Source organism: Halobacillus sp. 12SKB, from assembly GCF_052941655.1.
The window spans coordinates 895,244-915,033 of the sequence record NZ_JBRFWR010000001.1; the positions used below are offsets into that span (position 1 = coordinate 895,244).

Annotated in this window: 14 protein-coding genes, 10 tRNA genes and 3 rRNA genes; 3 read left to right on the plus strand and 24 right to left on the minus strand. The window is 46.6% G+C overall.

Features of this window, described 5'->3' with window-relative positions:
- Positions 1-79: 79 nt before the first annotated feature.
- The 6 genes from glmS to sigW form a co-directional block, all read right to left on the minus strand.
- Entirely contained in the window at positions 80-1,882 is a 1,803-nt protein-coding gene (glmS, locus tag ACQ4XT_RS04405; RefSeq protein WP_446852673.1) for a glutamine--fructose-6-phosphate transaminase (isomerizing), read from the minus strand.
- A 495-nt stretch (positions 1,883-2,377) separates the two neighbouring features.
- Positions 2,378-3,727: a phosphoglucosamine mutase gene (gene glmM / locus ACQ4XT_RS04410; protein ID WP_446852674.1), complete on the minus strand. Its 1,350-nt coding sequence runs from the start codon at positions 3,725-3,727 to the stop codon at positions 2,378-2,380.
- A gap of 58 nt (positions 3,728-3,785) precedes the next feature.
- Positions 3,786-4,781, minus strand: a complete 996-nt coding sequence (locus ACQ4XT_RS04415) for a CdaR family protein (protein ID WP_446852675.1) — start codon at positions 4,779-4,781, stop codon at positions 3,786-3,788.
- A complete protein-coding gene (gene cdaA / locus ACQ4XT_RS04420) occupies positions 4,774-5,586 on the minus strand; it encodes a diadenylate cyclase CdaA (protein WP_089652931.1) in 813 nt (270 codons plus the stop codon). Before cdaA ends, ACQ4XT_RS04415 begins: the two co-directional genes overlap by 8 nt.
- 181 nt (positions 5,587-5,767) lie before the next feature.
- Positions 5,768-6,424 (minus strand): zf-HC2 domain-containing protein, encoded by a 657-nt coding sequence (locus ACQ4XT_RS04425; protein ID WP_446852676.1) that lies wholly within the window; start codon positions 6,422-6,424, stop codon positions 5,768-5,770.
- 15 nt (positions 6,425-6,439) lie between these two features.
- Positions 6,440-7,003 carry an RNA polymerase sigma factor SigW gene (sigW, locus tag ACQ4XT_RS04430; protein ID WP_146818059.1) on the minus strand — a complete coding sequence of 188 codons (564 nt, stop codon included), beginning with the start codon at positions 7,001-7,003 and terminating at the stop codon, positions 6,440-6,442.
- 161 nt (positions 7,004-7,164) lie between these two features.
- Between sigW and ACQ4XT_RS04435 the strand changes: the two genes are divergently transcribed.
- Positions 7,165-7,359: an aspartyl-phosphate phosphatase Spo0E family protein gene (locus tag ACQ4XT_RS04435; protein WP_446852677.1), complete on the plus strand. Its 195-nt coding sequence runs from the start codon at positions 7,165-7,167 to the stop codon at positions 7,357-7,359.
- Positions 7,360-7,370: 11 nt separating this feature from the next.
- Here the strand turns inward: ACQ4XT_RS04435 and rocF are convergent, their stop codons facing one another.
- From rocF to ACQ4XT_RS04510, 15 genes are all read right to left on the minus strand, one after another.
- Complete coding sequence (gene rocF, locus ACQ4XT_RS04440) at positions 7,371-8,273, minus strand: arginase (RefSeq protein ID WP_226594381.1); 903 nt, start codon at positions 8,271-8,273, stop codon at positions 7,371-7,373.
- A gap of 302 nt (positions 8,274-8,575) precedes the next feature.
- Positions 8,576-8,648: transfer RNA gene (locus tag ACQ4XT_RS04445), tRNA-Ala, on the minus strand.
- A 3-nt stretch (positions 8,649-8,651) separates the two neighbouring features.
- Positions 8,652-8,726: transfer RNA gene (locus tag ACQ4XT_RS04450), tRNA-Gly, on the minus strand.
- Positions 8,727-8,742: 16 nt separating this feature from the next.
- Positions 8,743-8,815 (minus strand) — tRNA-Lys (locus ACQ4XT_RS04455).
- A gap of 185 nt (positions 8,816-9,000) precedes the next feature.
- Positions 9,001-9,075 (minus strand) — tRNA-Gln (locus ACQ4XT_RS04460).
- Positions 9,076-9,183: 108 nt separating this feature from the next.
- Positions 9,184-9,269: transfer RNA gene (locus ACQ4XT_RS04465), tRNA-Tyr, on the minus strand.
- A gap of 16 nt (positions 9,270-9,285) precedes the next feature.
- A tRNA-Thr gene (locus ACQ4XT_RS04470) sits at positions 9,286-9,361 on the minus strand.
- 12 nt (positions 9,362-9,373) lie between these two features.
- Positions 9,374-9,449 (minus strand) — tRNA-Val (locus ACQ4XT_RS04475).
- Between the two features lie 6 nt (positions 9,450-9,455).
- Positions 9,456-9,530: transfer RNA gene (locus tag ACQ4XT_RS04480), tRNA-Glu, on the minus strand.
- Between the two features lie 21 nt (positions 9,531-9,551).
- Positions 9,552-9,623 (minus strand) — tRNA-Thr (locus ACQ4XT_RS04485).
- Positions 9,624-9,626: 3 nt separating this feature from the next.
- A tRNA-Asn gene (locus ACQ4XT_RS04490) sits at positions 9,627-9,701 on the minus strand.
- 43 nt (positions 9,702-9,744) lie between these two features.
- Positions 9,745-9,858: ribosomal RNA gene (gene rrf / locus ACQ4XT_RS04495) — 5S ribosomal RNA — on the minus strand.
- A gap of 90 nt (positions 9,859-9,948) precedes the next feature.
- Positions 9,949-12,864 (minus strand): 23S ribosomal RNA (locus tag ACQ4XT_RS04500).
- Between the two features lie 412 nt (positions 12,865-13,276).
- Positions 13,277-14,841: ribosomal RNA gene (locus tag ACQ4XT_RS04505) — 16S ribosomal RNA — on the minus strand.
- Together the 16S, 23S and 5S rRNA genes with 10 tRNA genes alongside form the textbook arrangement of a ribosomal RNA operon.
- 474 nt (positions 14,842-15,315) lie before the next feature.
- Entirely contained in the window at positions 15,316-15,537 is a 222-nt protein-coding gene (locus ACQ4XT_RS04510) for a hypothetical protein (RefSeq protein ID WP_446852678.1), read from the minus strand.
- 118 nt (positions 15,538-15,655) lie between these two features.
- Here ACQ4XT_RS04510 and pdaB point away from each other — a divergent pair, with 118 nt between their 5' ends.
- Positions 15,656-16,414 (plus strand): polysaccharide deacetylase family sporulation protein PdaB, encoded by a 759-nt coding sequence (gene pdaB / locus ACQ4XT_RS04515; protein WP_446852679.1) that lies wholly within the window; start codon positions 15,656-15,658, stop codon positions 16,412-16,414.
- 46 nt (positions 16,415-16,460) lie between these two features.
- On the opposite strand, the gene ACQ4XT_RS04520 is transcribed toward pdaB, so the two are convergent.
- Positions 16,461-17,060 (minus strand): KinB-signaling pathway activation protein, encoded by a 600-nt coding sequence (locus ACQ4XT_RS04520; protein ID WP_446852680.1) that lies wholly within the window; start codon positions 17,058-17,060, stop codon positions 16,461-16,463.
- Positions 17,061-17,200: 140 nt separating this feature from the next.
- On the opposite strand from ACQ4XT_RS04520, the gene gerD reads away from it, so the two are divergent.
- On the plus strand, positions 17,201-17,854 hold the full coding sequence (gene gerD, locus ACQ4XT_RS04525; protein ID WP_446852681.1) for a spore germination lipoprotein GerD: 654 nt from the start codon (positions 17,201-17,203) through the stop codon (positions 17,852-17,854).
- 50 nt (positions 17,855-17,904) lie between these two features.
- Here gerD and salA read toward each other — a convergent pair whose 3' ends face one another.
- Both salA and cwlD read right to left on the minus strand, forming a co-directional pair.
- A complete protein-coding gene (gene salA / locus ACQ4XT_RS04530) occupies positions 17,905-18,957 on the minus strand; it encodes an iron-sulfur carrier protein/transcriptional regulator SalA (protein ID WP_206948251.1) in 1,053 nt (350 codons plus the stop codon).
- A gap of 81 nt (positions 18,958-19,038) precedes the next feature.
- Positions 19,039-19,764 carry an N-acetylmuramoyl-L-alanine amidase CwlD gene (gene cwlD, locus ACQ4XT_RS04535; protein WP_446852682.1) on the minus strand — a complete coding sequence of 242 codons (726 nt, stop codon included), beginning with the start codon at positions 19,762-19,764 and terminating at the stop codon, positions 19,039-19,041.
- Positions 19,765-19,790 lie beyond the last annotated feature (26 nt).

Here is a 19,790-nt window from a genome sequence, read left to right on the forward strand (position 1 = left end):
CCAGGTTATCTATCCCCTATCCAGAGGCAGGGAAGTAAAAAAGCTGACACCCTCAACGGGATGCCAGCTTTTCGAATCTTTATTCTACCGTAACACTCTTGGCAAGGTTACGTGGTTTATCTACATCACAGTCACGGTGAAGCGCTGCATAGTAAGAAATCAGCTGCAATGGAATGACAGAAACGAGTGGTGTCATCAGATCATGCACATGTGGAATGACGAAAGCATCGCCATCTTTATTCAAGCCTTCCATGCTGATGATCATGCTGTTTGCGCCACGCGCCTCCACTTCCTGGACATTTCCACGGATGGAGTAGTTGACATTTTTCTGAGTTGCAAGGGCAATGACAGGCGTACCATCTTCAATCAAAGCGATCGTTCCGTGCTTCAATTCGCCGCCAGCGAAACCTTCCGCCTGAATGTATGAGATCTCTTTCAACTTCAGAGAGCCTTCCAATCCGACGTAATAGTCGATGCCACGGCCGATGAAGAAGCAGTTACGAGTTGTGGATAGATACTCGCGCGCCAAATCTTCCAACTTCTCTTTTTGATCAGTTAAAGCTTCCATAGCAGTTGCCACAATTCCAAGCTCCTGCATAGGGTCGAAACTAAGTTCAATGCCCTTCGCACGTGCTGTATCAACAGCTAGAATAGCAAGGACAGCCATTTGCGCTGTATAAGCTTTTGTAGAAGCTACAGCAATTTCTGGGCCTGCGTGCAGGTGCATCGTATAGTCTGCTTCACGGGAAAGGGTGGACCCTGGCACGTTTGTGATCGTCAGCGCCGGGTGACCAAGTTCTTTTGTTTGGACAAGGACAGAACGGCTGTCTGCCGTTTCACCACTTTGAGAAATGTATACGAACAACGGTTTCTCAGAAAGTAGTGGCATGTTGTAAGAGAATTCACTAGCTACATGAACTTCTACTGGAATGTTTGCGAGTTTTTCAATGAACTGTTTACCTAAAAGTCCCGCATGATAACTCGTACCTGCAGCGATGATGTAAATACGGTCACACTCTTTCATCGCTTGGCGGATTTCAGGGTCCAGCTTGATCTCGTCATTCTCGTTTTGATACTCCTGAATGATTTTACGGATGACGAACGGCTGTTCATCGATCTCTTTCAGCATAAAGTGAGGATACGTTCCTTTTTCGATATCTGTAGTATCCAATTCAGCTGTGAATGGTTCACGCTCAACCTTTGTACCGTCCGGCTTTTGGATTTCCACACCATCACGGCGAACAATGACGGTTTCTTTATCCTCAAGCTCAAGGAATTGATCCGTTACGTGAAGAGCTGCCATGGAATCACTGGCTACAACGTTGAAGTCATCACCGAGTCCAACTAACAGAGGGCTCTTGTTCTTAGCGACATAAATCGTATCGTGATCTTCACGGTCAATCATTGCAATCGCATAAGAACCAGTCAAAAGCTCGACAGCTTTACGGAAAGCTGCAGCTACATCGTTCATTTCATTATTCAGGACTTCAATCAATTGAACGATGATTTCTGTATCTGTTTCACTCTTGAACTCTACGTCGCTCAAGTACTCATCACGAACATCCACATAGTTCTCAATGACGCCATTGTGAACGATTGTGAAGCGTCCGGAAGTACTTTGGTGCGGGTGGGCGTTTTCTTCGCTAGGAGCGCCGTGTGTAGCCCAGCGTGTATGGCCGATGCCGTGTGTCGCTTTGACATTTTCATCGACAGCCTCACGCAAGGATGCAATACGACCTTTTACTTTCGTCACTTCCACCCCGTTTTCGTTCAATGTTGCGATTCCAGCTGAATCATAACCACGGTATTCAAGCTTTTCCAAACCATTCAATAAAATCTCTTTTGTATCATTCTGTCCGATATATCCTACAATTCCACACATAATTGTTGTCCTCCTATTATCGGAGAAGGGCAATGAATGCTTTGTAGACTTCCAAGGGGCATTCCGCTGCCCCTCTCCCGTTATTCTTTATTTAATCACTTCGTCCAGAATGTTTTGTACGAAAAGTCACCTTCCCGTTTTACATTCGGACATTCGGTTGAAGTGTGGCAACCGGGAGGCATCCGCCGAAAACTCGATGAACCCCCACCTCGTCAACTGTGTTCATTTTAAGACGTAGCACACAGTCCTGGCGCTTTATAAATAAGGAATGACCTCGATCCTCCTTAACTATTTCAAAATAAAGTCCCTCTTGTCTGTTTTCCAGTTGTAAGCTATCTAAAACTTGAATTTCGACATTTTTTTCAAGGACATGTTCAATTCTACACAGACCACTCAGATGGGTCAATAAAAATTGTAACCGTTACAGAAATGTAAGGGCCCTGTAATAGGATATGCGCAGATCACCCCCATGTGCGACCTGCGCAAGCCCTGAAATTACTCCTTCAAACCAAGCTCTTCTTCAACGACTTGGACCACTTTATCACAATACTCTTCGCACTGTGCTTCCGTCGGTGCTTCCACCATAATCCTTACTAGGGGTTCTGTACCGGATGGGCGCACAAGAACTCGTCCACTTTCCCCCATCTCCTCTTCTACAGCCTGGATGGCTTCCTGGATTCTAGGGTGCGTTTGAACTTTATTTTTATCAATGACACGGACATTCTTCAATACTTGAGGGAACTTTTCCATTTCACTGGCAAGCTCTGATAGTGGTTTGCCTGTCTCTTTCATGACGTTAACCAGTTGAAGAGCCGACAGCATACCGTCACCCGTTGTGTTGTGATCAAGGAAGATGATATGTCCGGATTGTTCCCCGCCAAGGTTATAACCACCGCGGCGCATTTCCTCCATGACATAGCGATCCCCTACGGCTGTCTTGTCACTCTTCATTCCATTCGCTTCTACTGCTTTATAGAAACCAAGGTTACTCATAACTGTAGAGACAACTGTCGAGTTATTCAACGTACCATTATCATTCATGTGCTTGGCACAAATGTACATGATTTTGTCTCCGTCCACGATATTCCCTTTTTCATCAACCGCAATGAGACGATCGCCATCTCCATCAAAAGCAAGTCCTACATCCGCTTTCTTCTCTTTCACAAGGTCTTGCAATGGCTCTGGGTGTGTAGAACCGACACCATCATTAATGTTCAGACCATCCGGGGATGATCCGATTGAAGAAATATCCGCTTCAAGATCTGCAAACAAGTGGGATGCGAGAGATGAAGTGGCTCCGTGTGCACAATCGAGTGCGATGTGGAGTCCTTCAAAATCATAATCAACGGTTTGCTTCAAGTGTTGCAAGTACTTCTGCCCACCCTCAAAGTAATCATTGATTTGACCAAGATCGGCTCCTGAAGGCCTTGGAAGATCATCTTGCTCTGCATCAATCAATGCTTCAATTTCCTGTTCTTGATCGTCCGTCAATTTAAAACCATCTGGACCGAAGAATTTGATGCCATTATCTTCAACAGGGTTGTGGGAGGCAGATATCATAATTCCCGCTTCTGCCTGCAATGCTTTTGTTAAAAAAGCCACGCCTGGTGTGGAGATGACCCCAAGACGCATGACCTCTGCGCCAATTGACAATAACCCGGCAGCGAGTGCTCCTTCAAGCATCTCACCAGAGATTCTTGTGTCACGTCCAATCAAAACCTTCGGACGTTCAACACCTTTAGTAACGACATAACCGCCGTAACGGCCAAGTTTAAATGCAAGCTCCGGTGTTAATTCCTTATTCGCGACGCCTCGTACGCCGTCTGTGCCAAAATATTTACCCATAATCATTCGACCTCTCTTTCTATACTTTCCATTGATCTATGCTCTCACGATTGATTCGTTATGGTTGATCTGAGCCGTTTCCGCCATTTCCCGCTTCGCCTTCAACGACTTCAATGTCCACTTCAATCGTTTCGGGTTGAACAGAAGTTACTCCTTCAGGGAGGGGAATATCGACTTCCACCGTTTGATTTTCTGTCACTTCTGATACATCGACTGGTACTTCAGGGAGCGCTTCAATGCCATCGAGTACTTCCTTCGGTCCGGAAATGGTGACTTCTTCTGTTTCCGTACTGACCGATTCAATCAGTACCCCTTCCGTATTTCCTCCACGAGCAGCGACATTTAATGGAACGCTTTTCGTGCGGGTGGAGATCGGAACAGATACGTTCACAGTCGTTGGGTCCACGAGGACATTCAACTCATTCCCCTGATTATCATAAACCTTCACAGGAGCTTCCTGCGTTTCAATCGACTCTGTAGCCCCTCCGACATCTATGATCGCTTTCACAGAGGCTACACGCTCAATGACCGATGAAGCTCCCGTAATGGCAACTTCTGAAGGATCCACTTCTGGTTCACCAAGCTCAAGCGCACTATCCAGATTTCCTTGGTTGATATAATCAATGTTCACTTCATAATCTTCGGTTATTTTTTCCTCAATCGTCACTTCAATGATTTTTGGATCAAGTGTGACTGCAAGCTGGTTGGATATCCCTGAGTGCTGTAAGGACACCTCATGTGTACCCGGACCAAGCCCATTCAAATCTACAAAAACCGTAAAATTCTTCTGTCTGGAAACAGGAGCAACAGCAGAGGTCGGCCCCTCTACAGAAACAGAGACTTCTTGAGGGATTCCACTGACCACATATTCTTCACTATCAAACCTGATTTCCAACGGAATGTTTTCCATCACTTCCATGTCAGAGGATGATTGGTTGAAGAACAAAGAGTCAGAGTCCATATTGTTATCCACATTCACCGTCACCCAAAGAAGACCAGCAAGCATAAGGGATATAATTCTTATAAACCATACACTTTTGAACCAATTATCCATTCTTCTTCCCCCTCCAGTTCCAACTTTTCACCGCAGGGGCGGAGTAATCCAATTCTGTACGTAAAATCTCTTCCAGTTTCACTTGATCAAGGTCGCGATGCAATTCCCCGTTCTTCGTACAGGAAATAGCTCCTGTCTCTTCAGAAACGACGATCGTTAAAGCATCTGTCACCTCACTGATTCCCATAGCCGCTCTGTGCCTCGTCCCAAGTTCCTTCGAAATAAAAGGACTCTCTGAAAGTGGGAGATAACAGGCAGCAGCGACAATTTCATCATTTTTAAGTATGACCGCGCCATCATGAAGAGGCGTGTTCGGTATGAAAATATTCGTAAGCAATTCGCTCGACAAATGACCGCCTACACGGATGCCTGTTTCTACGTAATCCCCCATACCTGTATCACGTTCAATCGTAATCAATGCACCGATTCGGCGTTTGGCCATATAGTTACAGGATTTAATGATGGCCTGTAAGGTTTTCTCGGTGTCTTCTTCTTCTGACGTATTCCTGCTGAAGAAACTTCCCCGTCCCAGTTGTTCTAAAGCTCTTCTGAGTTCAGGCTGGAACAAAATGATGATCGCGAGGAAACCCCACGTAATCGCTTGTGACATCAGCCACCTTAATGTGGTCAGTCCAAATAAATTACTCAACAACCATATACCCAGAATAACGAAAATACCTTTTAATAGCTGAACGGCCTTCGTTCCCTGGATCAGCATGATTAATTTATATACAACAAACCAGACAAGGGCGATATCCACGGTAATCAAAAAATAATCTAAAACATCCAATCCCCCATCAAGCATGCCTACACTTCCTTTTAGATATAATAAAACTTAAAAATTCACATTTACCATTATATCACATAACCTTTCCCGTATATATGGAGAACATACCGTCCTGACGACAGACCTATAGGGTTCTGGACCATCTGGGTTATTTCATTCAATAAAATAAAGCAAGGAAGCGTTGGCCTCCTTGCTTTATTTAATCCGACTCAAATGAGAAAATTGCCTTGAAAGTTTCCTTCGTATGATACCAGACCCATTCGTAAACCTGGTTCACTTCGGTCAATTCCCCTGAATAGGCCCTGAGATTGTTCCGGTCAAGCTCATCATTTTTTCCTCCCTGTCCGGATGGGTCATTAAGAATGTCCCCATTGATCAGGGTAATGTCCCCATCGACTTTTCCATCAATCCTCAAGTCTCCGTTTCTGACGACTAAATCCCCTTCAACCGTAACCCCTTCCGGTACAATGACGGTATGATCACGTATTTCCAGGTTCTCCTGCTTCGATACTGTTACTTGCTGGTCCTGGTTCCATTCGGTAAAAATACCACCGAACATGAGTATAAAGAAGACGGCAGCAGCTGTAAGCAAAGGGTGCCTCTGGAACTTACGAATATAGTTCTTCCGTTTCTTCTCTTTCGGCAAATTCGCCATCACATTCGCAGTAAAACGAGGCGGCGCAGAAACAGGTGTGGTGTTCTTGATCAGAGTGGTCGTTCTCTTTAACTCATGAAAGTGATGCTGGCAGCTTTGGCAGCTTTGTAAATGATCTCTCAGTCGTCTCTCTTCTTCTTTATTTAATTCACCATCCAGATACTTGTGCATAAGTTCAATGGCTTCTCTCTTGCAATTCATTCCCTCTCAACTCCTTCACACATGTCGAAGCCTCTTACGTAAAGCCTCTCTACCTCGATGGACCCTTGTCTTAACCGTTCCCACTGGAATATCCAGCACCTCCGCAATTTCTTGAAGAGCAAGCTCATCTAAATAACGAAGTACAATGACACTGCGATATTTAGGAGGAAGCGCTAATATTTCTTTGTGGATATAAGACTGTAATTCAAGGCTTTCCACTTCTTCTTCAGGTAGAGCCTGGTCAGCAGCTAATTGCGAATACATGTCTAACCCTTCCGTCCCCTTCACTTCTGCATCCAGATGATAGTCCGGCTTTTTTTTACGGATCCGGTCAATCGACAGATTCGTTGCTATTCTGTACAACCAAGTAGAGAATTTCCGTTTCTCATCAAACGTATGAAGATTCGTGTAGGCTCTGATAAAGGCTTCCTGGGCCAGGTCTTCAGCTTCATACGAGTTCCCAACCATTCGCAGACAAATATGAAAAACTTTATTCTGATAAAAAGAAACAATGTCTTCGAAAGCGGATTGATTGCCCTTCTTCACTTCTTTTATTTTTTGCTTAATCATGGTTTCCATCTTCTAATACCTCCGCTATACGTGCGGTCGTTAACCTTTACGGATGACCTCGCCACAAAGTTTCATAAATTTTATATTTTTTTAGCTAATATAAGTTTAACTTTTTTTAGTATCGGTTATAAAGCTGTAAATGTAAAAAATTTCTTAGGAGGAAATTTAATATGCAGCGAGTGTCCGCTTTGAAGAAAGAAATCGAAGCTTGTCGTATGGAAATGATTCGCTTAGCCAGCCTCCATAAGTTGAGCTCGCCGGAAGTCGTACAAGTGAGTGTGAAATTAGATCACCTGTTAAATGAATACGATGAAGCAACCTATAAAAAACAGCAACCCACCTTGCAAAAAGCGGGTTACTGCTAGGGATCGTTTATTTATTTCAAGCTCTCACCAAATAGAGAACCCATTAAACCTACCGCTACGCTAGCGGTTTTATTTTTTTCATCGAGAATCGGATTTACTTCTACGAATTCCGCGGATGTGATCATCCCTGACTGATGAAGCATTTCCATAGCCAGGTGACTCTCACGGTAGCTTAATCCACCCATTACCGGTGTCCCCACGCCAGGAGCTTCATTAGGATCCAGTCCATCAAGGTCCAGGCTTAAATGAACCCCATCGGTACGATCTTTCAAATAATCCACTGTCTCTTCCATCACTTGCGTCATCCCCATACGATCAACTTCATGCATCGTATAGACTTTTATGCCCTTCTCTTCAATAAGCACTCTTTCTCCTTCATCAAGAGAACGAGCTCCGATAATCACTATATTTTCTGGTTTAATCTTCGGTTCATAATCATGGATACTCGTCAATTTTTCATGACCGATCCCTAAGCTTACAGCTAATGGCATCCCATGAATGTTACCAGAAGGCGAGCTGTCACCTGTGTTTAAATCGCCGTGAGCATCATACCAGATGACACCAAGGTTTTCATAATGTTTCGCAACTCCTGCAAGAGTCCCCATAGCTATACTATGGTCTCCCCCAAGTACAAGTGGGAAACGTTTATTTTCTACGACTTCATCTACCGCTTTTGCCAGACGACGGCTTCCTTCGGCAATTTCATTCAAGTTACGTAAATTATCCTGTTTTTCATCTGTATTATGTTTTGGGCGAGGAATCTCAATGTCCCCTAGATCTTCAATGTTATATTTCAATTGCTCTAGACGTTCAACCATACCTGCATAACGAATAGCACTTGGGCCCATATCCACGCCTCGACGCATCTGTCCAAGGTCCATAGGTACACCGATAACTGAAAGCTGTTTATTCATCAAAGTTCCTCCTTTTTTCTCTACTATAATTGTATCCGTTTTTCCCGTTATGACTCAACTGGACATGTTTGTGCATATATATACGAAAACCAGTATGAAAACGTATGTAATCATGCATGTTTACAAGGTTTCGAATTATTTTACATATTATGGGTTTGTTTATATGGAGAAGTATTTAACTTTTTGTAACCCCTCATTAGATAAGGGTGTCGAACCTCTACATATGACAAACAGACCGGATTGATATAGAGGATGAAACAATAAAAAACCTGACATCAATCATTGATGTCAGGTTTAAAGAGTGGAGCCTAGCGGGATCGAACCGCTGACCTCCTGCGTGCAAAGCAGGCGCTCTCCCAGCTGAGCTAAGGCCCCGTATGGAGCGGGAGACGGGATTCGAACCCGCGACCCCCACCTTGGCAAGGTGGTGTTCTACCACTGAACTACTCCCGCATATAAAATTGAAAGATGAGCCATGAAGGATTCGAACCTTCGACCCTCTGATTAAAAGTCAGATGCTCTACCAGCTGAGCTAATGGCTCGTATGAAACATAATGCTCGTTATTTTATAAGCCGTGTGCTCGTCACGTTGATAGATTTTTCGGTGAAGCATACGCTCCTCGCAAAGCCTACAATGAAGAAATTCCAATGATGCTTACGGCTTCTCTACCAGCTGAGCTAATGGCTCATAATATAATAACATCCAGTATAACATCTTCTTAAGAAATGGCTGGGCCAGCTGGATTCGAACCAGCGCATGACGGTACCAAAAACCGTTGCCTTACCGCTTGGCTATGGCCCAACAGTTACAAAAATAGTATTGACCATCTAAAGATCATTATACAAGATATGTTTATTTTCATAAAAAATAGCTGATCATGAATGTCAGCCGTTATCGTCAATGAAAAAATGGTGGAGGGAGTAGGACTCGAACCTACGAACCCGATGGGAGCGGATTTACAGTCCGCCGCGTTTGGCCAACTTCGCTATCCCTCCACTTTGACTAAATAAGTGGTGCCGGCCAGAGGACTTGAACCCCCAACCTACTGATTACAAATCAGTTGCTCTGCCAGTTGAGCTAGGCCGGCTTATAAATTTAATGGTGGAGGATGCAGGGTTCGAACCTGCGACCCCTTGCTTGTAAGGCAAGTGCTCTCCCAGCTGAGCTAATCCTCCAATAAGTGGTGACCCGTACGGGATTCGAACCCGTGTTACCGCCGTGAAAGGGCGGTGTCTTAACCACTTGACCAACGGGCCATGTGTTTGATAGTTTCTCAGAGCTTCCAGCCGGATTTGAACCGGCGACCCCTTCCTTACCATGGAAGTGCTCTACCACTGAGCTATGGAAGCAAGTGGCTCCAACGGTAGGATTCGAACCTACGACCGATCGGTTAACAGCCGATTGCTCTACCACTGAGCTACGTTGGAATAATGTTCATTCATCAAAAGCATTAATAAGGAAAGAGAATCAATGTGGCGGCGTCCTACTCTCACGGGGGTAAACCCGACTACCATCGGCGCTGAAGAGCTTAACTGCTGTGTTCGGCATGGGAACAGGTGTGACCTCTTCGCCTTCACCACCACATCAATATAAAGTTTGAGGTGAACCCTCAAAACTGGATAAGGAAACATCTTGTTTGAAAAGTAACTGTCATTCACGAATGATTCTAATCAGATAGATAAGTCATCGATCCATTAGTATCCGTCAGCTCCACGTGTCACCACGCTTCCACCTCGGACCTATCAACCTCATCGTCTCTGAGGGATCTTATTTGCTTAAAGCAAAGGGAAATCTCATCTCAAGGGGGGCTTCATGCTTAGATGCTTTCAGCACTTATCCCGACCACACGTAGCTACCCAGCGATGCTCCTGGCGGAACAACTGGTACACCAGCGGTGTGTCCATCCCGGTCCTCTCGTACTAAGGACAGCTCCTTTCAAATTTCCAACGCCCACGACGGATAGGGACCGAACTGTCTCACGACGTTCTGAACCCAGCTCGCGTACCGCTTTAATGGGCGAACAGCCCAACCCTTGGGACCGACTACAGCCCCAGGATGCGATGAGCCGACATCGAGGTGCCAAACCTCCCCGTCGATGTGGACTCTTGGGGGAGATAAGCCTGTTATCCCCGGGGTAGCTTTTATCCGTTGAGCGACGGCCCTTCCATGCGGAACCGCCGGATCACTAAGCCCGACTTTCGTCCCTGCTCGACTTGTAGGTCTCGCAGTCAAGCTCCCTTGTGCCTTTACACTCTGCGAATGATTTCCAACCATTCTGAGGGAACCTTTGGGCGCCTCCGTTACCTTTTGGGAGGCGACCGCCCCAGTCAAACTGCCCACCTGACACTGTCTCCGGACCGGATCACGGTCCTGGGTTAGAATGTCCGTACAGCCAGGGTAGTATCCCACCAGCGCCTCCACCGAAGCTAGCGCTCCGGCTTCCAAGGCTCCTACCTATCCTGTACAAGCTATACCAACATTCAATATCAGGCTACAGTAAAGCTCCACGGGGTCTTTCCGTCCTGTCGCGGGTAATGTGCATCTTCACACATAGTATAATTTCACCGGGTCTCTCGTTGAGACAGTGCCCAAGTCGTTGCACCTTTCGTGCGGGTCGGAACTTACCCGACAAGGAATTTCGCTACCTTAGGACCGTTATAGTTACGGCCGCCGTTTACTGGGGCTTCGGTTCAACGCTTCGCATAAGCTAACGCATCCCCTTAACCTTCCAGCACCGGGCAGGTGTCAGCCCCTATACTTCGCCTTACGGCTTCGCAGAGACCTGTGTTTTTGGTAAACAGTCGCTTGGGCCTTTTCACTGCGGCTCCTCGGCAGAGGAGCACCCCTTCTCCCGAAGTTACGGGGTCATTTTGCCGAGTTCCTTAACGAGAGTTCTCCCGCTCACCTTAGGATCCTCTCCTCGCCTACCTGTGTCGGTTTGCGGTACGGGCACCTCTTTCCTCACTAGAGGATTTTCTTGGCAGTGTGAACTCAGGAGCTTCGGTACTTTATTTCCCTCCCCATCACAGCTTGACGTTGCCGGACGGATTTGCCTATCCGACCGTCTCACTGCTTGGACGCGCACATCCAGTGGCGCGCTCTCCTTATCCTCCTGCGTCCCCCCGTCGTTCAAACGGAAAGGAGGTGGTACAGGAATATCAACCTGTTGTCCATCGCCTACGCCTTTCGGCCTCGGCTTAGGTCCCGACTAACCCTGAGAGGACGAGCCTTCCTCAGGAAACCTTAGGCATTCGGTGAAAGAGATTCTCACTCTTTTTTCGCTACTCATACCGGCATTCTCACTTCTAAGCGCTCCACCAGTCCTTACGGTCTGACTTCACGGCCCTTAGAACGCTCTCCTACCACTGATCATAAGATCAATCCGCAGCTTCGGTGGTGTGTTTAGCCCCGGTACATTTTCGGCGCAGAGTCACTCGACCAGTGAGCTATTACGCACTCTTTGAATGATGGCTGCTTCTAAGCCAACATCCTGGTTGTCTAAGCAACTCCACATCCTTTTCCACTTAACACACACTTTGGGACCTTAGCTGGCGGTCTGGGCTGTTTCCCTCTCGACCATGAACCTTATCACCCACGGTCTGACTCCCAGAACAAAGTCTATGGCATTCGGAGTTTGACTGAATTCGGTAACCCGATAGGGGCCCCTCGTCCAATCAGTGCTCTACCTCCATGACTTTCTATTCTGAGGCTAGCCCTAAAGCTATTTCGGAGAGAACCAGCTATCTCCGTGTTCGATTGGCATTTCACCCCTACCCACACCTCATCCCCGCAATTTTCAACTTGCGTGGGTTCGGGCCTCCAGTCAGTGTTACCTGACCTTCACCCTGGACATGGGTAGATCACACGGTTTCGGGTCTACGACCGCATACTCACTCGCCCTATTCAGACTCGCTTTCGCTGCGGCTCCGCTTCTGCTGCTTAACCTCGCATACGGTCGTAACTCGCCGGTTCATTCTACAAAAGGCACGCCGTCACCCATTAACGGGCTCCGACTACTTGTAGGCACACGGTTTCAGGTTCTCTTTCACTCCCCTTCCGGGGTGCTTTTCACCTTTCCCTCACGGTACTGGTTCACTATCGGTCACTAGGGAGTATTTAGCCTTGGGAGATGGTCCTCCCGGATTCCGACGGAATTCCTCGTGTTCCGCCGTACTCAGGATCCACTCCGGAGAGAGAAAGATTTCGACTACAGGGCTGTTACCTGCTCTGGCTGACCTTTCCAGATCGATTCGCCTATCTTCCTCTTTGGTAACTCCAATGGAGTGTCCTACAACCCCAGAAAGCAAGCTTTCTGGTTTGGGCTGATTCCGTTTCGCTCGCCGCTACTTGGGAAATCGCGTTTGCTTTCTCTTCCTCCGGGTACTTAGATGTTTCAGTTCCCCGGGTGTGCCTGCCTATACCTATGTATTCAGTATAGGATACTGTTCCATTACGAACAGTGGGTTTCCCCATTCGGAAATCTCCGGGTCAAAGCCTACTTACGGCTCGCCGGAGCATATCGGTGTTAGTCCCGTCCTTCATCGGCTCCTAGTACCAAGGCATCCACCGTGCGCCCTTATTCACTTAACTATCTTCGTGAAAAGACGTTTACAATTTCAATTAGATGTCTTGTCATCATTTGCCTCATCGTTAGATGAAACAATGATTCCTTATCCAGTTTTCAAGGTTCACGCCCTTATTCAGGGTTGAATATAAAACACAAAATAGATTCTTGTGTTTAGGTGTAACATTTAAATGGTGGAGCCTAGCGGGGTCGAACCCCCGCCCCCCTTCCGTCAAAGGGGGGCCCCCCCCCCCCGGGCCAGGCCCCTTTTTTTTTTGGTGGGCGTGTGGGGGTTTGCACCCCCCCCCCCCCCCTTTTCCGGGGCGCCCTCTCCCCCCCTCCGCCCCCCCCCCCCCCAATTGAAGGAAGATCATATATTCATAGTTTGATCTCTCAAAACTGAACAACCAACACAGTACGTTTCCGTAATATCCTTAGAAAGGAGGTGATCCAGCCGCACCTTCCGATACGGCTACCTTGTTACGACTTCACCCCAATCATTGGCCCCACCTTCGGCGGCTGGCTCCAAAAAGGTTACCTCACCGACTTCGGGTGTTGCCAACTCTCGTGGTGTGACGGGCGGTGTGTACAAGGCCCGGGAACGTATTCACCGCGGCATGCTGATCCGCGATTACTAGCGATTCCGGCTTCATGCAGGCGAGTTGCAGCCTGCAATCCGAACTGAGAATGGTTTTATGGGATTTGCTACACCTCGCGGCTTCGCTGCCCTTTGTACCATCCATTGTAGCACGTGTGTAGCCCAGGTCATAAGGGGCATGATGATTTGACGTCATCCCCGCCTTCCTCCGGTTTGTCACCGGCAGTCACCTTAGAGTGCCCAACTGAATGCTGGCAACTAAGATTAGGGGTTGCGCTCGTTGCGGGACTTAACCCAACATCTCACGACACGAGCTGACGACAACCATGCACCACCTGTCACTTGGTCCCCGAAGGGAAAGTCCTATCTCTAGGATTGTCCAAGGATGTCAAGACCTGGTAAGGTTCTTCGCGTTGCTTCGAATTAAACCACATGCTCCACCGCTTGTGCGGGCCCCCGTCAATTCCTTTGAGTTTCAGCCTTGCGGCCGTACTCCCCAGGCGGAGTGCTTAATGCGTTAACTTCAGCACTAAGGGGTGGAAGCCCCCTAACACCTAGCACTCATCGTTTACGGCGTGGACTACCAGGGTATCTAATCCTGTTTGCTACCCACGCTTTCGCACCTCAGCGTCAGAAACAGACCAGAGAGTCGCCTTCGCCACTGGTGTTCCTCCACATATCTACGCATTTCACCGCTACACGTGGAATTCCACTCTCCTCTTCTGTCCTCAAGTTCCCCAGTTTCCAATGACCCTCCACGGTTGAGCCGTGGGCTTTCACATCAGACTTAAGGAACCGCCTGCGCGCGCTTTACGCCCAATAATTCCGGACAACGCTTGCCCCCTACGTATTACCGCGGCTGCTGGCACGTAGTTAGCCGGGGCTTCCTCGTTAGGTACCGTCAAGGTACCGCCCTGTTCGAACGGTACTTGTTCTTCCCTAACAACAGAACTTTACGATCCGAAGACCTTCATCGTTCACGCGGCGTTGCTCCGTCAGACTTTCGTCCATTGCGGAAGATTCCCTACTGCTGCCTCCCGTAGGAGTCTGGGCCGTGTCTCAGTCCCAGTGTGGCCGATCACCCTCTCAGGTCGGCTACGCATCGTCGCCTTGGTGAGCCGTTACCTCACCAACTAGCTAATGCGCCGCGGGCCCATCTGTAAGTGATAGCGAGAAGCCATCTTTCAACTCTCCTTCATGCGAAAGAAAGTATTACCCGGCATTAGCCCCGGTTTCCCGGGGTTATTCCGATCTTACAGGCAGGTTGCCCACGTGTTACTCACCCGTCCGCCGCTCGTTCCACGAGCTTCACCCCGAAGGGATCCACTCGCTTCCCGCGCTCGACTTGCATGTATTAGGCACGCCGCCAGCGTTCGTCCTGAGCCAGGATCAAACTCTCCATAAAAGTTAAGTTTGACTTGCTCATTTGCACACCGAATGTGCTTTGTTTCAAATTTCTTCTATAAAGAAGAAATGTTTTGACGTACTGGTTGGTTCGTTCAGTTTTCAAAGATCAAATGTTTTGCGTGCCGCTTTGTCAGCGACTTAATTAGTTTATCACTTTCGGTTGTTTGTGTCAACAACTTTTTTGTGATGTTTTTTTCGGTGTCGTTTTGGCGACATTTAATAATTTATCATGTCTGCCTCGCAGTGTCAATAACTTTTTTTCAAAGAAATTCGTTTGTTTCCGCTGCGCTGTTTTGTTTTCCGACAACGTTTAATAATATATCACAGGCTAAAAAAGAAAAGCAATGCTTTTCGTGAAATTCATTGAAAAAAGTTATTTCATCGGGCAAAGGTGCATAATAAAAGCCCTGATCTACCTTCAGGGCTTAGTTTGTGACCTTTAGCATTATTGATAAGCTGAAATGATTATAGATTAATTCTGCTTCTTTCTCCTGGGCATATACTGTAAACACTCTTCCCTGGTTGCAAATCTGCGGAAGATCTGAAAAAGAACTTCATACCTTTCTTCCATCGCTCTTTTAAGTCCTTGATCGATTCTGTGGTCTCCGAGGTCAAACGTGATTTCTTCCATTTCTCTCTTTAACAAATATTCAATTTCACGACGTTCCTGTTCATTAATCATTAAACCATGCACCTTAAAGGACCTCCCTTTAACAACTCTCTATATTTTTACCCTAAATCTTGTGTTTTTAGCATAGGTTGTCCTTTTTTTCATATGTATAGAACATATTGGAAGGAAGGTGAATCGTGCAATGAGTTTCTACACTTGGAAAGCTGAGCGGATGAAACGCTATGGAGTTGTGGTGGCTTTGGCCTTTTTTTGCGCCCTCTTCTTGTGGATCGGACAGTGGAGTCAACTCCCCGTCTTTTCTAATGAAGGTGAGCCCCGTGCTTTGACACAAGGAAGCGAAAAAAATTCAAACGTTGCACTGACATTTAATATAAGCTGGGGAACAGAGAAGGTCCACGATGTATTGAAGCAGTTAGAAGCCAACAAGGTCCAGGCCACTTTTTTTGTCAGTGGTGAATGGGCGGAGCGTCACCCCGATATTATCAAGGAGATTCATGAAGGAAAACACGAAATCGGGATGATGGGATATAAATACGAAAGTTACCTTGAACAAAAGCCCGCACAAGTACAACAAGACATGAGCCAAGCAAAGGACGCTTTTGAGAAACTGGGTTTTGAAGACATTAAATGGATCCGCCCGCCTCATGGTCATATGGACAAAGAGGTTTTGAAAATGATTGAAAAAGAGGGAATGCAGGCGGTCCAATGGAGCATCAATCCGAGGGACTGGGAAAATCCAGGCACGAATACCATCATAGACACCGTTCTTAATGAAGGTTCAGAAGGAGATATCATCTTAATGCATGCTTCTGATTCAGTGAAACAAACGGCGAAAGCTCTTGAGGTCATCCTGCCCGGCTTGAAACAAAAAGGATTGAAATTCGTAAGCATTACTGAGCTGGTCAGTGGCGCAGAATCAGAGACCACTCAAATTGAATAACCCATAAAAAAAACAACCACCGCGCTTCTTGTGCGGTGGTTGTTTTTCAGGCAGCTTTTTCCGACGTTTTTGTTATACGGTGAAGTAAAAGGAGTTGATACGCATTGCAGATGAACAAAGGAATAATCATCAACCATACATAATCACTGCCCTGGGCTCGTAAAGCAGGAACCCACTCGACACTTGTAACGACGATCATAAAAAACAGGGCAGGAATAAATGCATGCCGCTTCGTTTCCTTTGCCTTTATATAAGCAACGATGACCGATAGACCAAGAAGACCTAAGGCTGTCCATAAAAACGGCCAGATGGACGCGTTTTCTGCTGCCTGATATCTAAAGTACACAAGGTCAAAGAGCGTAAATACGATCAAGAAGATTTGGACCGGGGTCCATAAAGAACGAAATATGCCCTTTCCAAACTGATTGACTGTCAGGTAGGCGAAGAAACCCATCTGACTAATGATGCTGAATATAAATCCAAGGCCCGCAAAAAATAACAATAAGCCAAAGAGCTCAAAAAGTTGGAACGGCTTCAGCACTTCAGCATACGAATCATATTTAAAGATAAAACTGATGATCAACGTCGTCAAACCGCCGATCCATAAGGTCGTTAAGAACAACCTTACCCATTTACGACTATTCACGGAAGTTCCCCCTATTATACAAAAGACTTTTCCACCGTATTTTACCACGAAGCCGAGCTTTTTTCCTCCAGTCTTCGTATAATTTCTGTCGAATCGCAGATAGTAAACGTAAGGAGAACTTAAGAAAGGGGACATGCAAAATGTCCAAACTCCGATTCTTATGTCCCGTCCTAATCCTTGTACTCCTCGCTGCTTGCAGCGGCGCATCAAGTGCAAGTGAACAGACGGATTATGATACAACGAAGAAGATGATCGTTGATATTCTGAAATCGGACGACGGGAAGAAAGCGATGACTGAAGTCCTTTCTGATGAGAAAATGCAGCAGCAGATGGCTCTTGAGTCAGAAGTTGTATCGCAGGCTGTCCAAAAGACACTCGTTTCTGAAGAAGGAAAAGCTTTTTGGAGTAAATTGTTCTCCGATCCAAAGTTCGTCCAAGAATTCAGTAAAGTCCTTGAAGATCAGCAGAAAAAGCTGATGAAAGGATTAATGAAAGATGCTGAGTACCAAAAATTGATGATTGAGCTTTATAAAAACCCTGAAATGATGAAGGAAATGGTCACAGTCATGGAAGGGCAGCAATTCCGTGCGCATCTGCAGAAAACCATAGAAGAGACAATAAACAGCCCTGTTTTCCAAGCGAAAATGAGCGAAACCTTATTGAAAGCAGCGGAAAAAATGCAGAGTGGCGGCGGTGGGAAGTCTGATTCCTCCGGCGAAGGCGGAGAAAACAGCAGTGAAGAACAATCCGGCGGTGGTAGCAGCGGTGAAGGTGAAAAAAGTCAGCAAGGCTAACCACAAGCCAAAAAAACACGCACTTCTCTAGAGAAGTGCGTGTTTTGCTATTAATACTTATCGATTACTTTGGCAGCCATATTACGGTAAATGACCCCGATTGGATGATCTGCCTGGTAGACGGATGGCGCGAAAACATCCTCTTCTTCGTATGGCTGTTGAAGCGGCACGTGTCCAAGAACACCTGTCTGAAGAGTTTCTGCGAGCTTCACGCCGCCTCCTCGACCGAAGACGAACTCTTTGTTGCCTGTCTCTTTACTTTCAAAATAAGCCATGTTTTCAACGACACCAAGGATCTCATGTTCCGTTTTTAGGGCCATTTGACCAGCACGTGCAGCTACAAATGCGGCCGTCGGGTGCGGAGTCGTTACGATGATTTCTTTAGATGACGGAAGCATAGAGTGTACATCCAATGCCACATCACCAGTTCCTGGCGGCAGGTCAAGAAGCAGGTAATCGAGGTCGCCCCATTCCACTTCTTTGAAAAAGCTCGTCAACATTTTGCCGAGCATAGGTCCGCGCCAGATGATTGGAGAGTTATCTTCTACAAAGAAACCCATCGATACAAGCTTGACCCCGAATCGTTCTACAGGGATAATCTTTTCCCCGCGTACGACCGGCCGTTCCTCTACACCCATCATGTCCGGGACACTGAAGCCATAGATATCTGCGTCAATGATTCCAACTTTTTTACCAAGGCGTGTTAAAGCTACAGCAAGGTTAACTGTGACCGTGGATTTCCCTACGCCACCCTTACCACTCGCAATGGAGATGAACTTCGTCCCTGTATTTCCACCTAAAAGAGAAGCTTCCTGCTCCTGTTCCGCTTCAGGCTGGAACCTTTGGATCACATCATCTGGAAGCTGATCGAAACGCAAGCCTACCGTTGCCGCTCCGCCGCTTTTCAGTTCATTGACAATTTTCTGCTGCAATTCCATCTGTTCAGCCGTATTTGTCTTTCCGATCAATATTTTAACGCTGACATGGTTTTTTTCTTCCTTGATTTTTATCTCTTCAACTCCACCGGTTTCTTCCAACGTTTTATGTAAAAACGGATCTTCGATTGAATGGAGGATTTCTAGTACTTTTCCTTCTGTCAACAAGCCGGTTCACCATCCTTAGAAATATGTTTCACTATGGCTAGTATAACATATATGAAACGCTTTCTAAGTGATTTGCTTCAATCAGTCTTCAGAAGGGAGCTCTCTTTCTGTCACATACCGGAGCACTCCTTGATAGATAGACGCTGACATTTTTCTTTGGTAATCATTATCCTTTAACAATTCCCGCTCCCCTGGGTTTGATAAAAATCCCGCTTCCACTAAAACCCCTGGGGCTTTCGCGTGTTTTAAAATATAAATACTGGACAAACCAAAAGCTCCACGATCCGTATTCCCTATATTCTCCTTGATTTCGGATTGAATGAATTTGGCCAAGGTTTTGCTTTCCTCATTTTTTGGATAATAAAAGGTCTGGGCCCCGCTCCATTTTTCAGATGGAATGGCATTCAAATGTAAACTGATGTATAAATCCGCTTCTTTTTCTTCAATGTACTGAACCCTGTTTCGGACGTCTTCCGCCTGCCTGCGCCGCGCTTTTTCCGCTTCATCTGATGCAAGATCATTGTCATCATCCCGGGTGAGGTAAACGAGCGCACCCGCTTGCTGCAAATAATCACGAAGGTATTCAGCCATTTGCAAAGTAATGACTTTCTCTTCCGTACCATCTTTACCAGAAGCACCAGCATCAGGTCCCCCATGTCCTGGATCCAGTACAATCACTTTCCCGGACAACGGAGACGACCATACTGTCCACGCATCCTTTGCTTCCTGAATCGGATAGGACACAGCGCACACCATTACAATGATCCCTGCTAACCATAAAAATGTTTTCCCTCTAGGTTTTCGCATGCCTCACACTCCCTTATACTCCTCCC